Annotated in this window: 13 protein-coding genes; 12 read left to right on the top strand and 1 reads right to left on the bottom strand. The window is 70.3% G+C overall.

Going from position 1 to position 14,165, the window contains the following annotated elements:
- The first annotated feature begins 87 nt into the window (after positions 1-87).
- The 3 genes from OG734_RS24675 (at position 88) to OG734_RS24665 (ending at position 3,745) form a co-directional block, all read left to right on the top strand.
- Positions 88-876: a class I SAM-dependent methyltransferase gene (locus OG734_RS24675; protein WP_330289667.1), complete on the top strand. Its 789-nt coding sequence runs from the start codon at positions 88-90 to the stop codon at positions 874-876.
- 153 nt (positions 877-1,029) lie between these two features.
- Positions 1,030-2,220: an alpha/beta hydrolase gene (locus OG734_RS24670; protein WP_330289666.1), complete on the top strand. Its 1,191-nt coding sequence runs from the start codon at positions 1,030-1,032 to the stop codon at positions 2,218-2,220.
- Positions 2,221-2,368: 148 nt separating this feature from the next.
- Complete coding sequence (locus OG734_RS24665; RefSeq protein WP_443065099.1) at positions 2,369-3,745, top strand: acyltransferase family protein; 1,377 nt, start codon at positions 2,369-2,371, stop codon at positions 3,743-3,745.
- Positions 3,746-3,828: 83 nt separating this feature from the next.
- Here OG734_RS24665 and OG734_RS24660 read toward each other — a convergent pair whose 3' ends face one another.
- Positions 3,829-4,719 (bottom strand): ricin-type beta-trefoil lectin domain protein, encoded by an 891-nt coding sequence (locus OG734_RS24660; RefSeq protein WP_330289664.1) that lies wholly within the window; start codon positions 4,717-4,719, stop codon positions 3,829-3,831.
- A 992-nt stretch (positions 4,720-5,711) separates the two neighbouring features.
- Between OG734_RS24660 and OG734_RS24655 the strand changes: the two genes are divergently transcribed.
- The 9 genes from OG734_RS24655 to OG734_RS24615 all read left to right on the top strand — a co-directional run bounded on the left by OG734_RS24655 (position 5,712) and on the right by OG734_RS24615 (position 14,161).
- Complete coding sequence (locus tag OG734_RS24655) at positions 5,712-6,536, top strand: 2-amino-3,7-dideoxy-D-threo-hept-6-ulosonate synthase (protein ID WP_330289663.1); 825 nt, start codon at positions 5,712-5,714, stop codon at positions 6,534-6,536.
- Entirely contained in the window at positions 6,533-7,768 is a 1,236-nt protein-coding gene (locus OG734_RS24650) for a 3-dehydroquinate synthase II family protein (protein WP_330289662.1), read from the top strand. The genes OG734_RS24655 and OG734_RS24650 overlap by 4 nt, the downstream gene beginning before the upstream one ends.
- 6 nt (positions 7,769-7,774) lie before the next feature.
- Entirely contained in the window at positions 7,775-9,172 is a 1,398-nt protein-coding gene (locus OG734_RS24645) for a class I adenylate-forming enzyme family protein (protein WP_330289661.1), read from the top strand.
- A gap of 106 nt (positions 9,173-9,278) precedes the next feature.
- On the top strand, positions 9,279-9,554 hold the full coding sequence (locus OG734_RS24640; RefSeq protein WP_330289660.1) for an acyl carrier protein: 276 nt from the start codon (positions 9,279-9,281) through the stop codon (positions 9,552-9,554).
- Complete coding sequence (locus tag OG734_RS24635; protein WP_330289659.1) at positions 9,551-9,847, top strand: acyl carrier protein; 297 nt, start codon at positions 9,551-9,553, stop codon at positions 9,845-9,847. The genes OG734_RS24640 and OG734_RS24635 overlap by 4 nt, the downstream gene beginning before the upstream one ends.
- On the top strand, positions 9,837-11,144 hold the full coding sequence (locus OG734_RS24630) for a beta-ketoacyl-[acyl-carrier-protein] synthase family protein (protein ID WP_330289658.1): 1,308 nt from the start codon (positions 9,837-9,839) through the stop codon (positions 11,142-11,144). The genes OG734_RS24635 and OG734_RS24630 overlap by 11 nt, the downstream gene beginning before the upstream one ends.
- Complete coding sequence (locus OG734_RS24625) at positions 11,141-11,908, top strand: hypothetical protein (RefSeq protein ID WP_330289657.1); 768 nt, start codon at positions 11,141-11,143, stop codon at positions 11,906-11,908. Before OG734_RS24630 ends, OG734_RS24625 begins: the two co-directional genes overlap by 4 nt.
- Positions 11,895-13,589, top strand: a complete 1,695-nt coding sequence (locus tag OG734_RS24620) for a class I adenylate-forming enzyme family protein (RefSeq protein ID WP_330289656.1) — start codon at positions 11,895-11,897, stop codon at positions 13,587-13,589. Before OG734_RS24625 ends, OG734_RS24620 begins: the two co-directional genes overlap by 14 nt.
- Positions 13,586-14,161, top strand: coding sequence for a hypothetical protein (locus OG734_RS24615; RefSeq protein WP_330289655.1), 576 nt, complete (start codon positions 13,586-13,588; stop codon positions 14,159-14,161). The genes OG734_RS24620 and OG734_RS24615 overlap by 4 nt, the downstream gene beginning before the upstream one ends.
- Positions 14,162-14,165: the final 4 nt, after the last annotated feature.

Below are 14,165 nucleotides of genomic sequence, written 5' to 3'. Positions count from 1 at the left end.
GGCACCCGGGTGTGATGTGCGACCCCTTGTCCACCCTCCAGCATCACCGCATCCCGACCACGGAACGGTTTCGCAGGAGCGTGACGCATGCACCAGCCCATCAGCCACCAGCCCCTCGACGGCCGGCCCGACAACCGCCGGCCCCTCGACGATCAGCCCGACAACCGCCGGTCCCTCGACGGCCGACCCATCGACCTCGACCACGTCAGCCGCCTCTACCGCACCTTCGCCGAGGACCTCGACCGGGCCCGCGAACGCCAGCGCACGCTGCTCGCGCCGCCCACCTCCATGAAGGCCCAGCTCGACGACATCGAGGCGGAGATCACGTATCTCCTCCTGCGCGAGGCCCGGCCGGAGACGGTCGTGGAGATCGGCACCTTCCACGGCTGGTCCACGACCTGGATCCTGCGCGCCCTGCGCGACAACGGCACCGGGCACCTGTACTCGCACGACATCGTCGACCACGTCGTACGGGAGGTGCCGGACACCCTGTCGGCAGGCCGCTGGACGTTCACTCAGGGGGACGCGCGGGAGAACCTGGAGAAGATCCCCGCCGGCGCGGACTTCCTGTTCATCGACGCGGCGCACTCCGCGAGCTTCGCCCGCTGGTACATCCGGCACCTGTTCCCGCGGCTGCGGCCGGGCATACCGGTGTGCGTCCACGACGTCTTCCACGGGCGCAGGGCGCTGCCGTTCACCGAGGGCGCGGTCGTGCTGCGCTGGCTGGCCGAGCGGCAGAACGCCTTCTTCACCGCCTCCCGAGCCCACGCTCCCGAGATCCACGACCGGCTGAAGGACGTCAAGCGGTCCCTCGCCCTGGGCCATCCCGTGCGGGAGAGCAGCGACAACCCGATGATCTTCTTCACCCTGCGGTGAGGTCCGTCCACCACCCCCTACCGGGGTGCTACCCGGAGGTTGGCTCCCCGGTGTGACGCCGGCCGGTAGCCCCGCTCCCTACCTTCCGTCCACCAGGTCGCCCACGGAAACGCGGCCGACGGCAACAGAAGCACGGAAGCGGGGAGACACACCATGAGGCGGTTCAAGCGCACGCTGGCCACCTGCGCACTGGTGCTGGCGACGGTCGCGGGGTCGGTGGGCTGGGCAGCGGGCAGTGTGCAGACCGCCGTCACCGGCCCGCCTCCGGGTACGGCGGCGTGGACGGCCGACCAACTGATCGGCAGACAGCTGCCGGACCCGGCGTCGGCCACGCCCGCACAGGTCGCGCGGTTCTTCGCCGGGCTGACGGCGGCAGAGCGGACGGCTTTGGCCGCGCGTCACCCGCTCGTCATGGGCGGCCTCGACGGCGCCCCGCCCGAGCTCCGGTACGCCGCGAACGCACGCGCCCTCACCGCCGGACGCGACCGCGAACTGACCCGCGCCGCCGACCCGGAGCAGCCCGAGGGCGCCCGGCGGCAGGCCCGGATGCGGGCGGCGACGTACGCCGGCCTCCTGGCACCGGGGCGCCACGTCCTCGCCTTCGACCCGCGGGGCCGGGGGCAGGTCGCCGAGGTGTACGGGGATCTGCGGACCGCCCGCCGGGTGGCGGTCGTCGTACCGGGCTCCGACACGGACCTGGCCTCGTACGACGCAGCGGCCCGGATGGCCCGGAACCTGCGCGCCGAGATGACCCGGCTGGCGCCGGCGGACCGCCCGGCGGTCATCGCGTGGGTCGGCTACACGACGCCGGTCGGCGTCGGCTGGGACGCCGCCACCGGACGCCTCGCGGAAGAGGGTGCCCCGCGCCTTCTCCGCTTCCTCGACGGCCTCGCCGCGACAACCCACCCGGTGACCCCGCCCTCGGTGTTCTGCCACAGCTACGGCTCGGTGCTGTGCGGCGCCGCCGCCCACCGGCTGACCGGGCGACAGGTGTCCGACCTCGTGGTCGCGGCCTCACCCGGTATGCGTCTCGACCACGCCGGTCAGGTGCCCGTTGGCGCCCGGGCCCGACTGTGGGCGACCGCCCGGGACGCGACCGACTGGATCCGCCGGGTCCCTCCCGTCGAGCTGTTCGGCCTCGGCCACGGCGCAGACCCGGCCGACCCCGGCTTCGGCGCCCGCGTCGTCGCCTCCGACCGGGCCGACGGCCACACCGGCTACTTCACCCCCGGCACCGCCTCCCTGCGCAACTACGCCGACATCGCCACCGGCGACTACAGGGACGTGACCTGCGCCCACCCCGCCCCGGACACCTCGGAGGACTGCCGCCATGACCTGCCGTGACCTTCCCGCGCGGGTCGCCGACACCGAGAATCCGCTGCCCGCGACCTCGCACCCCCGGCGGGTCCCGGCCCGCCCGACGGACCCGCCCTGCCTGCTCGGCCTGCCTACCGGCACAGGGCCGACAGCCGGGCACCCTGCGACGACGCGCATGCGTCCGCCCGCCGGACGAACGACACGGGCGGAGCAGGCCGACCGGGCCGCGCAGATGGACCTGGCGGAGCACACCGCGCAGACCGCGCAGGCGGGGCCGACCGCCCGCGCCAAGCCGACCACGCAGGCCGGGTGGGCCTCGGCCCGTGAGCGGCTGCGCCACGCGACCGCCGCCACGGCCGCCCTCGTCGAGCAGCGCACACCCGCCCACCGCGACCGCGCCCTCGACGGACTGCGCGCCCTCGCCCTGCTCGCCGTCCCCGTGGGCCACTGGCTCCTCGGCGGCCTCACGCTCGGCTCCGAGGGCGCGCTGCACAACACGAGCCCGCTCGCCGCCTTCGGGCTCCTCGCCCCGGTGAGCTGGGTGCTGCAGATGCTCGGCATCTTCTTCCTGGTCGGCGGCTGCGCCTCCGCCCTGTCCCTGCGCCGCTCGGCCGAACGCGGAGTGCCGACGGGCGACTGGCTGCGCGGGCGGCTGGCCCGGCTCGGCCGTCCCGTCCTCGGCGTCGCGGCGGTGTGGGCCGTGCTCCTGCCGGTGCTGTACGCCGCCGGGGTACCGGCCGGGACACTGCGCACCGGGGTGGTGCTGGTAGTCCAGCCGCTGTGGTTCGTCGGCATATACGTGCTGGTGACGGCGCTCACGCCCTGGTGCGTGCGCGCCGCGCGGACATACGGCGGGTGGGCCGCCGTACCGCTGCTCGGCACGGTCGCCGTCGTGGACCTGCTGCGGTACGGCCCCTGGGCTGACGCCATGCCGTCCTGGCTGGGTCTGCTCAACCTCGGGCCGGGCTGGTTGTTCGCGTACCAACTGGGCGTCTGCTGGGGCGAGGGGCGGCTCGGTCGGCGCGGTGCCCGGCTGATGCTGCTCGGCGGCGGGGCGCTGTTCGCCGTACTGCTCCTCGCCTTCCACTATCCGGCGAGCATGGTCGGCGTGCCGGGCACAAACCGCACCAACTCCCACCCGCCGTCGCTGCTCGTGCTCGCGCTGGCCTGTGTGCAGTGCGGGGCGGCGATCCTGCTGCGGGACCGGCTCGACGGCCTGCTGCGGCGCCGGCAAAGGCTGTGGGCGGCGGTCGTGGGCGTCAACCTCTCCGCAATGACGATCTTCTGCTGGCACCAGACGGCCCTGCTCACCCTGGCGATACCCGGTTCGCTCGTCGGCGTCCCGGTCCCCGGGCTCACCACTCCCCCGGACACCACCGTCTGGATACTCGCCCGGCTCGCCTGGCTGCCGCTCATCGCCGCCACCCTGTTCGCCCTGGGCCGCCTCACGCACCGCTTCGAAGCGCCTTGGACCGGAATTCGGGGGTCCCGCCGAGCGGCGGTCGCGGTGCTGGCCGGGGTCTTCGCCTGCTATGCCCTGACGGTCGTCTGAGCCGCCGTTCGTAGGGATTCTTATGCGGCGCCTGCCGGGCCGCCGTCGGAAAGTGCCGGCGGCCCGGCCGACTCACATCACCATCACCCGAATACCTGCACCCAGGAACCGCTGGCGTAATTCGGGTCGATGTTCCCCGAGTCGTATCCCATACCGGTCCTGGTGTAGCCGCAATTGAGGATGTTCGCGCGATGACCGGAGCTGCTCATCCACCCGTAGGTCGCGTTGTTGACTACGCCGTTCGGGTCGCCCTGGAATCCCATCGCTATGTTCTCGCCGACGCCACCCCGGGTGTACCCGGCGTCCTTGGCGCGGTCGGTGGGCGACTTTCCGGCAGCCGAGGTGTGGGAGAAGTTGTGGGTCCGCACCATCTCGGCCGCATAGTCGTGGGCGGCCTTCTGCAGGCTGTCGTCAATCACCAGTGCCGCACAGCCCTTTGCGGTCCGCTGCGCGTTGACGTTGTCGAACGCCTGCTTCTCCAGCGCCGTCATCGCCCCCGTGTCCGCCGGTGCGGCCGGGTCGACTCCGCTCCACTGTTGGTTGCCGCCCCCGTTGCAGGACCACAACTGGACCGGGGTGCCGTTGGAGACGCCCAGCTCGGCCGCGTCCAGGCACAGGCCCAGCCCGACGTTCTTGACGGTCCCGCCGGACACGACGTCCCACTGCTGGGTGGCGCCGCCCGTACAGTCCCTTATGAGGACGGGCGTGCCGTTGACCGTGCTGACGCTGTCGCTGTCCAGGCACTTGTTGCCGTAGACGCCCAGTGCCTTGGTCGCGGTGTCGTACGACCACTGCTGGTTGCTGCCGCCGTTGCAGTCCCACAAGGTGAGTTTGGTGCCACTCTCGGTCTTTCCGCCGGGGACATCCAGACATCGCCCGGAATCAGCACCCCGAAGGGCGGCGGTCGAGACCGCGGCAGATGCCGTCGGGGTGAATATCGCGGCCCCCGCAGTCACCAGGCCCAGCGAAACCATTACCAAACCGTATCGCGCGGCCCGCGATTTGTACCGGCGAATAGCCATTCACAACTCCTTGACTCAGAGCGACCCGGAGAGCGGCTCGAAGAGCATCTCGCGCCTCTCTCGTCGGCCCAGACTAAGGCATGTGTTGCGGTTGGCGACTCGTCGGCAGAAATGCACGGCACATACAAATGACCAAGCGTTACGACCCGCTCGCGGAGACAGCTCACCGATGGGTCGGATTCACCGATAGGGGGCTTTATTCCCACTAGTGCATTTTATTGTGGCCCGGCAATACCTATTCCCGATGTATTCCCAGGTCAGGAAGGTTGCATTCCGCCAGACGGAAGGCGGCCGACCTTCAGGCACAGGAAACTCAGCAGGCAGAGGCCGCAGGCGCCGGCGATCACCAGCCCGGCCGAACCGGTCGGACAGCATCGCGTTCCGGGGGATGGCGAGTTCCTGTGGGCCGCACGAGAGGGTACTCCTTGAAGACCGGGGACCCGGAGACCGTCGAACGCACCCACAGGCCGACCGCGACCAGGGACGGTGCCGAGCAGGAACGGGATGCGCCAGACCCAGTCGGCGAAGCCCTCCACGCCCACGAGTTCAGGGTACGTACAGGGCGTGGCGTAATTGGGGCGTAGGGGGCACTTCCGAATCCTGAGCGCGAAGGGGACTCACCCCAATCATCGAAATTCAATTTCGACAACGGTCCATTCACAGTGGGGGCAGAACGCCCCAACGCGCATAGAGCGTACGAACAGTACGTCCAGGCACAGTCAACCCCACGGAACCTATCAATCCCCTGTCAATAATCATGCTGCATGCTGTATAAAAATTTACCGGTGGCTACGTCTTGCCAACGGGCGGTCACGCGAGAATGCTCATGATCGGTTAACTTGAAAGTTCTACAACCATCGATTTTCGGACACGGAGAATCGCAACGGAATGTCGTGATTCGGCTTTCTCAAATGCGGCCCGCGGGCCGGGAAGGCTCATTACCCATGCTGAAATCCGGCAAACAATTACGCTTGAGAAGACTTTCGCTCGCGGGTGACGACCGGCATCTGCTCGTCCCGCTCGACCACAGCGTCTCGGACGGTCCGATCGTCCCCGCCGACAAGTGGGACGACCTGCTGCGGGCACTCGTGGCCGGCGGGGCCGACGGCATCATCGTCCACAAGGGACGCGCCCGCTCCTTCGCGCCGGACATCCTGAAGAGCTGCGCGCTGGTGGTGCATCTGAGCGCCAGCACTTCCTGCTCCGCCGACGTCCACGCCAAGGTGCTGGTCTCCGATGTCGAGGAGGCGCTGACGCTCGGCGCGGACGCGGTCAGCGTCCATGTGAACATCGGCTCGGACACCGAGGCGCAGCAACTGGCCGACCTGGGGGCGGTGGCCCGCTCCTGCGACGCGTGGGGCATGCCCCTGATCGCGATGGTGTATCCGCGCGGCCCCCGGATCGAGGACCCGCGCGATCCGGCCCTCCTCGCCCACCTGGCCAACGTCGCCGCGGACCTGGGCGCCGACATGGTGAAGACCTCCGTCGCCCTGCCGATCGAGCGCATGGCCGAGGTGGTGGCGAACAGTCCTATCCCCGTGCTCGCGGCCGGTGGTCCACCCGACGGCTCCGACCTCGTCGAATACGGCACCGCCGTGATGGCCGCCGGCTGTCGCGGCCTGGCCATCGGCCGCCGGATCTTCTCCTCCCCCACGCCCGCCGCACTGGTGTCCCGCCTCTCGGCGGTCGTCCACGGCGGCGGCAGCAACGACATCACTGATGGCATGCGCATGGCTAATTACTCGACGATCGTGGCAGGAGTGGCATGAGGTTCGCATGGATCGACCTGCGTGAGGTCCCCCGTCCGCAGCTCCAGGCGGTGGTGGACGCGGCAATCCACGCCCGGATGGCGGGTGTTGTGGCGGCCGACGCCGAGTTGCTCGGGACCCTGCCCCCGACCGTCACCCGGGTACTGGTCTCCGAGGGCGGCGCCCCGGTCACGGCCGTTGCGAAGAAGCCCGGCGACAAGGAGGGGAGGGAGGCGAAGGAGACGAAGGCCCCCGACAAGGAGGCCAAGTCGCTGGCCAGTAGCGCCAGTTCACCGTCCGGCACCGTATTCGACGTACTCCTGCGGAAGTTCGGCACCCAGGACGAGCTGGACGCCCTCGCCGCCGACCACCGCGCCGGCACTCGCACCGGTGGCGCCGCTGGCACGCCGGTCTCCGGCTTCATCGACGTACGGGACGACCGCACCCTCCAGCTGTCGTGCGCGGGCGCCATGGTGCTGCCGTACACGGTGATCCACTTCGCCGACCCGACGAAGATCCCCCTGGAGATCGTGCTCGCCGCAGCCGAGTCCGCCGAGGGCAAGCTCGTGACGGTCGTCGACGGCCTGGAGGAGGCGGCCATCGTCTTCGACGTGCTGGAGCGCGGCTCGGACGGCATCCTCTTCACGCCCCGCAGCGCCGACGAAGTGTTCGCGCTGGCCCGGCTGCTGGAGGCGACGACGCCCCAACTGGAGTTGTCCACCCTCACCGTGGAGAGCATCCGGCACGTCGGACTCGGCGACCGGGTCTGCGTGGACACCTGCTCGCACTTCGAGGAGGACGAGGGCATCCTCGTCGGCTCCTACTCCTCCGGGTTCGTGCTGTGCTGCAGTGAGACCCACCCCCTGCCCTACATGCCGACCCGCCCGTTCCGGGTCAACGCGGGCGCCCTGCACTCGTACACGCTCGGCCCCGACAACCGGACCAGCTACCTCAGCGAGGTCGGTTCGGGCAGCGCGCTGCTCGCGGTCGGCGCGGACGGGCGCACCCGACGGGTCGTCGTCGGGCGGGCGAAGCTCGAATCCCGACCGCTGCTGGAGATCCGTACCCACGCCGAGGACGGCCGGCTGGTCAGCCTGACCGTGCAGGACGACTGGCACGTACGGGTGCTCGGCCCGGGCGGGAAGGTCCTCAACGTCACCGAGTTGCAGACGGGCGACGAGTTGCTGGGCTATCTGGCCGCTGACAAGCGCCATGTGGGCCTGCCCATCGGCGAGTTCTGCAAGGAGGTCTGAGGTTCGATGGGCGAACTCGAAGACCTGGGGTCGGATCTCGCCGCCCTGGTCCAGGGGCTGTTCGACGCACGCGACGACCGGCTGCCATATCTGACACACCAACAGGAGACAGTTACCCGCGGCGAGTTACGCGAACGAGTGGGCAAGCAGGCCGCCGTCTTCGCCGGGTACGGCATCGGGCCGGGCTCCACCGTGGGCCTGCGGACTCCGCCCAGCTTCACGCAGATCGAGGTGCTGCTCGCCCTGTGGCGGCTCGGCGCTCAGGTGATGCTCTTCGACTTCCGGCTCAAACCGCCCGAGGTGGCGGCGCTCTGTGTGTCCTGCCGACCGCAGTTCATGGTCAGCGCCGGCTCCAACGTCCGGGCCACGTTCGGTTTCCGGTCCGAGTACGAGGTCGTCACCGAGCGGAGCAGAACCGGCCTCCCCGCCACCACCGGGCACCGCCTCGTCCAGTTCAGCTCGGGCTCCACCGGACGGCCGAAAATCATCGGTAGGACAGCCCGATCGCTCGCCGCCGAGGTCGACCGGTTCGCCGGGGTCCCCGGCATGCCGGTCGAGGGCGACCGGCTGCTACTGCTCAGCTCGACGGCCCACAGCTTCGGTCTGATCGGCGGCCTGCTGTACTCCCTCGCCGCCGGTGTCTCCGTCGTCTTCGCACCCCGCGTCTCCGCCCGCGACATCCTGCGGACCGCGCTGGAGCACCGGATCACCGCCCTGTTCGGGGTGCCGACCCACTACGAACTGCTCGTCGCCGCCATCGATCCCCCGGCGCTGCCCGACCTGCGGATCGCGGTGTCGGGCGGCGAGATCATGCCCCCGCAGGTCGCGGCGCAGTTCGCGCAGCAGTACGGCGTCGGGGTCGGGGAGGCGTACGGGACCACGGAGACCGGCATCGTCGCCATCGACGTCGGCGGCACCCTGCGCCCCTCGGTCGGCCGGGCGGCGCCGGGGGTTTCGGTCCGGGTGGCGCGGGACGAACTGGACGTCGCCCTCGACGAGTCGCCGTACCTCTTCGACTCGGGCGGCACCCAGTACGCCGACGGCTGGCTCCACACCCGGGACCGGGCCGCGCTGGACGTCACCGGCGCGGTACTGGTGCAGGGGCGCACCGACTCCCTCGTCGTCATCGGCGGCCTCAAGGTGGACCTCACCGAGGTCGAGAACGTACTTCGCGAGCACCCGGCCGTCGAACAGGCGGTCCTGGTTCACGAGGACGTGACCGAGGGGTACGTCGCGGTGCGGGCCGGCGTTGAACGCCCGTCCGCCGAGGAGCTGTTGCGGTGGTGCAGGGAGCGCTTGGCCGACTACAAGGTGCCCCGCGTCATCCGACTGCTGGATGCGCTGCCGCGTACGTCCAACGGGAAGTTGGTGCGGGAGGTGGCGACGTTGCGCTCCGCTGGGTAAGGCGGGTGCTTCCGGCTGTTGGTCGTGTGCGGGCCGGTTGTGGCTTGTCGCGCAGTTCCCCGCGCCCCTTCGGGGCGCTCGACTCCCCCCCCTGGAGATACTGATCATGAGTACGTCGACCCTGGAAGACGAGATCCGCGAGTTCGTCCTGACCGCGGTCATCGACGAGATGAACATCCTGCTGAGCCGCGACGGCATCACGGACGACAGCCCGGTGACCGTCGGCGGGCTGGATGTCGACTCCCTGAGCCTGATCGAACTCACGCTGCGCCTGGAGTCGCGGTTCGGCGTCGAGATCCCCGACACCGATATCGAACCCCTGGCCACACTGACCCTCGGCGGGCTCGTCGCCGAGGTCGTCCGCCGCGGTGCGAAGGCATGAGTGCGAGCACGGGCGCCACCGGAACGGGTGCCGACACCGACATCACCACCGACTCCGTACGGGAGCTGCTGTCGGACCGCAAGGTCTTCCCCGGCCTGCCCGACGACCTGGCCGAGGACGCCGAACTCGTCCTGGACTCCCTGGGGTTGGTGTGGCTGCTCCATGTGGTGGAGGAGCGGTACGGCCTGATCGTCGAGCCCACCGACGAGGACATCGCCGGGCTGACCTCGCTCCGCCGGCTCACCGAATATCTGCGTACCGCCCAGAAGGGTGGCGCCCGGGATGACACGTGAAGTGACGGTGACCGGATACGGCGTACGGACCGCGTTCGGCGAGGGCGCGGAAGCCCTGCGGCGCGGGGTGTTCGCGGGGGTGCCGGCGTTTCGGCCCACGACGCGGTTCGATACGGGGCCGTACCGGACGGCGGTGGCTGCCGCCGCGCCCGACGGTGCGGATGGTGTCGACGGGGTCGACGCGGTCGAGGGGTGGGCGTTGCGGGACGCGCTCCGGCGGTGTGGTGACGAGGCGCTGGGTATGGCGGGGTTGGGCGCCGGTGCGGAGGCGGCCGTGCTTTTGGGGGTTGCCGGGGATCATCGGAGCGTTACCCGGTATTGGCGGGGGGCCGGGGAATCTGTGGCCGCCTCTCCGGGGGGATTGCCGTCTGAAGGGCGCGGGCCGTCTGTGGCTGATCGCGCCCACGCGGCGGAGCCGCAAATGTCACAGCCCCGCGCCCCTAAAGGGGCGCTGTCCGCACCGGAGTTGGAAGGTCTCGCCGATGCCGTGCCCGCTCAGCTTGCCGAGGTGCTGGCCGAGGGGCTCGGGCTGGCCGGGACCCGGCTTGCCTTCACCAATGCCTGTGTGGCGTCCGCTGCCGCGATCATTCATGCCTGCCGGCTGATCTCCTCCGGGCGGATCGACGTCGCCGTCTGTGCGGGCGGGTATCTGGTCGAGGAGGAGACCTTCGGCAAGTTCGACTCCGGGCGGGCGTTGTCGCGGGACGGCATGGTGCGGCCGTTCAGTGCCGACCGCAGCGGGCTGCTGCTGGGCGACGGGGTCGCCGCCGTCGTACTGGAGTCCGCCGAGCACGCCCGCCGGCGCGGGGCCCGGCCGCTCGCGTCCGTTGTCGGATGGGGCGCCGCCACCGACGCCCACCACATCGCCCAGCCGCACCCGGAAGGCGCCGGTCTCGCCCTCGCCGCACAGCAGGCGTTGCGGCAGGCCGGCGACCCGGACGGGGCATCCCTCGACTACATCAACGCCCATGGCACCGGCACCAAGTACAACGACGGCGCCGAGACGCGGGGCCTGCGCGCCGCCTTCCCGAAGTGGGCCGAGTCGATACCGGTCAGCTCGACCAAGAGCACCACCGGGCACCTCCTGGAAGCCGCGGGCGTCGTGGAGTTCGTGATCACGATGCTGGCCCTGCTGGACGGCGTACTCCCGCCGACCGCCGGATACGGCACCCCCGACCCGGAGTGCGACCTCGACTACGTACCGAACGAGCCACGTCGCGCCGACGTGCACCGCGCCCTCACCATCAACGCCGCCTTCGGGGGCGCCAACACCGCACTCGTCCTGGAGCGGCCGTGACCACGACCCGCGAGACCGAGCTCCGTTCCTCCCCTTCCTCTCTCGGCATCCTCGCCACCGCCACCGCGACCCACAACACCGGCCGGGACGACGACATCGCGCTGCCGAAGCTGCCCGGCTTCGTGGAGTCGGCGTTCAGTCCGCTGGCGTACGAGGTGAGCAGCAGGTGTCTGACCGCGCACCCCGGTGACGGCGCCCGTACCGCCGTGGCGCTCGCCAGTCTGGCGGGTGACACCACCACCGCGGATCTGGCGAGTCGTCGCATGGTGTCCGGACGGGTCCACAACCCGCTGCTGTTCATGCAGGCCACCGCCAACTCCGTGCTGGGGCACCTGAGTCGGGAGTTCGGGATCACCGGCCAGATGTTCAGCCTCTCCACCCTCTCCGACCCACTGAGCGAACTCCTGTCCATGGCCGACGTGTTGCTGGAGGACCCGGAGCTCGACCGGGTCCTGGTGCTGGGCGTGGAGCTGGGCGGCAGCGAACGCGTTGCCGCCGTACACCGCGAACTGGCGGCAACCAGCGGGCGTCCGGTCCCGGCCCTCCCCGCGTCCGCGGGCCTGGCAGCGGCGGTACTGCTCGGCCGTCCAGGCGACGCGGCCGGGCCGCAGGTGTCGATCAGGTCCAAAGGATCCACAGGGGCGGCCGCGAGACAACTCGGCAGCATCCAGAGCCTGTTCGAGCTGGCCGCCGTCCACGCCGAACCAAGTACCGAGGCCGAACCAAGTACCGAGACGGAGACCCATCCCCATGCTCATCAGTAGGCAGGAGCGGGCCCGGATCTGCTCCGACACCGAACTGGGCGCCGGCAACGTCCTGGCCCGCCTGACGGCGTACGACCGTCCACGCGACGAGGTGGTACTGCGGACGGACGGCAACTGGCGCGCCCCCGACGGCAGTTACCCAACCCAGCTCACCCTCGGCGAGTTGCAGGAGACCGTCGAGACCTACGCGGGCTGGTACGCCGCCCAGGGGGTCCGCCCCCGCGACCCCGTCGCCCTCCACTCCCACTCCAGCGCAGACTTCGCGGTGAACTTCCTGGCGCTGACGTCCCTCGGTGCGATCCCGTCGTTCGTCAACGGCAACCTCCCGCCCGACATCGCGCGGGAGTACGTACGACGGCAGGGCGCCGTAGGTGCCTTCACGGACGGCGAGCACCATGACGTACTGGCGTCGGCGGCCTCGGACCCGACCTCGCACTCGACGCCGGGCCTCGCCTTCTGCGCGACCGCCGCCGACATCCGCCCCGAACACCGCGCCGCGCTCCCGCCCTCCTACCCGTACCGTCACGACCCCACCGACCCGGTGCTCATCTCGCACTCGTCCGGAACCACCGGGATGCCCAAGGGAGTTCCGCACACCCACCAGACCCTGATGTACGCGCAGTTGCACCGCCTGCGCTACTCCACCGGCACCGACATGGAACGCACCCTGGTCGGACTGCCGGGCGCGCACAACGCGATGGTGGCCACGCTGCTGTACTGCCTGCTCCTGCGCACCGACATAAAACTCCTCTCCAGTCAGCGCGGCACCGAAGTACTGGACGCCATCGAGGAGTTCAGGCCCACCACCGTGCTGGCCTTCGCCGGGACCTTCGGCGAGATGGCCGCCGAGGATCTGACGTCCCGCGACCTGTCCAGCGTGCAGGTGTGGTTCAACACCGGGGACGCGGCCCACGAGGCACACATCCGGGCCCTTGTGCAGCATGGCAGCCACCAGGCGATCGGCAAGGACCTGCGGCGCACCCGCGTCGACGGCTCCGTCTTCGTCGACGGTCTCGGTTCGTCCGAAGCCGGATACTCCGTCTTCCACAACCGGCACACCAAGGACACGTCGGCGTACTCGCGCTGCGTCGGCAGGCCGATCAGCTTCGCCGAGGCCGCCGTACTCGCCGAGGACGGCACCCCGCTGCCGCCCGGCGAGATCGGCCGCCTGGGCCTCAAGTCCCCCACCCTCACGCCCGGTTACTGGAACGACTCGCTGACCTGGAACCGGATGCGCCTCGGCGGCTACTGGCTCACCGGCGACCTCGCCCACCAGGACGAGGACGGCAACTTCTACCACCTCGACCGCGCCCCGGACGCCATCCGCACCAGCGCCGGCGTCGTCTTCAGCACCCGCACCGAGGAACTCCTGCTCCGCGAACTGCCCGAACTGACCGACTGCACGGTCGTCGGAGTAGCCGACGACGGCGTACGGGCGGACTGGGACGGCGACGGAGTGGCGGAGGCGTACGCGCTGCTGCAGCTCGCGGACGAAGTAGGTGGCAGCGACGAGGAGTTGACCGCGTTGGTCAATACGGCCCTCAAGGCATCCGCGTTCCCCCCGGTCACCCGTGCCCTGCGCATGAAGCCCGACGACGTCGCCAAGGGCGCCACCGGCAAGGTCCTCAAACGAGTGATGCGCGACCGCTTCGCCGCTTCGTCGGCAAAGGAGCAGGCATGAGCACGGGTACGGATGCCGGGGACGTCAACTACCGCGCCCGGGCGAGCGAGGCGTACCGGTTGTGGTGGCAGCACGACGCGAACTGGTACCAGGGAGTGGCGAGCCGGTTCGGGCAGGAAGCCGCGAACGAGCTCAACGCCGAGGCGCTGCGCAAGGTCGCGACGCACGTCGGACAGCGCGTCGGCCGCCTCTCCGGCCCGCTCCCCTCCACCGGCGACACCCACAAGGACCTGGAGGAACTGCGCCGCCGGTACGACGACTGCGGCGACCGGATGTTCCCGCCGGAACTGCGCAACGCCTCCACCGAGGTCGAGGACGCGACCGATGACGAAGGTCTGATCGTCCTCACGCTCCGCCGGAGCTTCGCCGTCACCATGGTGCGGATGGCCGGTTCACTGGACGGTTACCGGTGCCCGTGCACCGACATCCACGCGGGCTGGTCCGAAGGTCTCGGCGTCACCCTCACGGAGAACCGCGCCGAGGCGTGCCTGCGCGACGGTGACAAGGCATGCCGCCTGCTGATGCGCGTACGCACACCTCTTACTCATGCTCACGACGATACGAAGGACTGAACGC

The organism is Streptomyces sp. NBC_00576 (assembly GCF_036345175.1).
GTDB lineage: Bacteria > Actinomycetota > Actinomycetes > Streptomycetales > Streptomycetaceae > Streptomyces.
Note: the sequence above shows the minus strand (reverse complement) of the source record. Positions and strands in the feature narration are given on the sequence as shown.

Coding starts and splice junctions, on each gene's coding strand:
- OG734_RS24670 (WP_330289666.1), top strand. CDS start 1,030: ATGAGGCGGTTCAAGCGCACGCTGGCCACCTGCGCACTGGTGCTGGCG.
- OG734_RS24660 (WP_330289664.1), bottom strand. CDS start 4,719: ATGGTTTCGCTGGGCCTGGTGACTGCGGGGGCCGCGATATTCACCCCG.
- OG734_RS24635 (WP_330289659.1), top strand. CDS start 9,551: ATGAGTGCGAGCACGGGCGCCACCGGAACGGGTGCCGACACCGACATC.
- OG734_RS24640 (WP_330289660.1), top strand. CDS start 9,279: ATGAGTACGTCGACCCTGGAAGACGAGATCCGCGAGTTCGTCCTGACC.
- OG734_RS24665 (WP_443065099.1), top strand. CDS start 2,369: ATGCGTCCGCCCGCCGGACGAACGACACGGGCGGAGCAGGCCGACCGG.
- OG734_RS24630 (WP_330289658.1), top strand. CDS start 9,837: ATGACACGTGAAGTGACGGTGACCGGATACGGCGTACGGACCGCGTTC.
- OG734_RS24675 (WP_330289667.1), top strand. CDS start 88: ATGCACCAGCCCATCAGCCACCAGCCCCTCGACGGCCGGCCCGACAAC.
- OG734_RS24620 (WP_330289656.1), top strand. CDS start 11,895: ATGCTCATCAGTAGGCAGGAGCGGGCCCGGATCTGCTCCGACACCGAA.
- OG734_RS24655 (WP_330289663.1), top strand. CDS start 5,712: ATGCTGAAATCCGGCAAACAATTACGCTTGAGAAGACTTTCGCTCGCG.
- OG734_RS24650 (WP_330289662.1), top strand. CDS start 6,533: ATGAGGTTCGCATGGATCGACCTGCGTGAGGTCCCCCGTCCGCAGCTC.
- OG734_RS24615 (WP_330289655.1), top strand. CDS start 13,586: ATGAGCACGGGTACGGATGCCGGGGACGTCAACTACCGCGCCCGGGCG.
- OG734_RS24645 (WP_330289661.1), top strand. CDS start 7,775: ATGGGCGAACTCGAAGACCTGGGGTCGGATCTCGCCGCCCTGGTCCAG.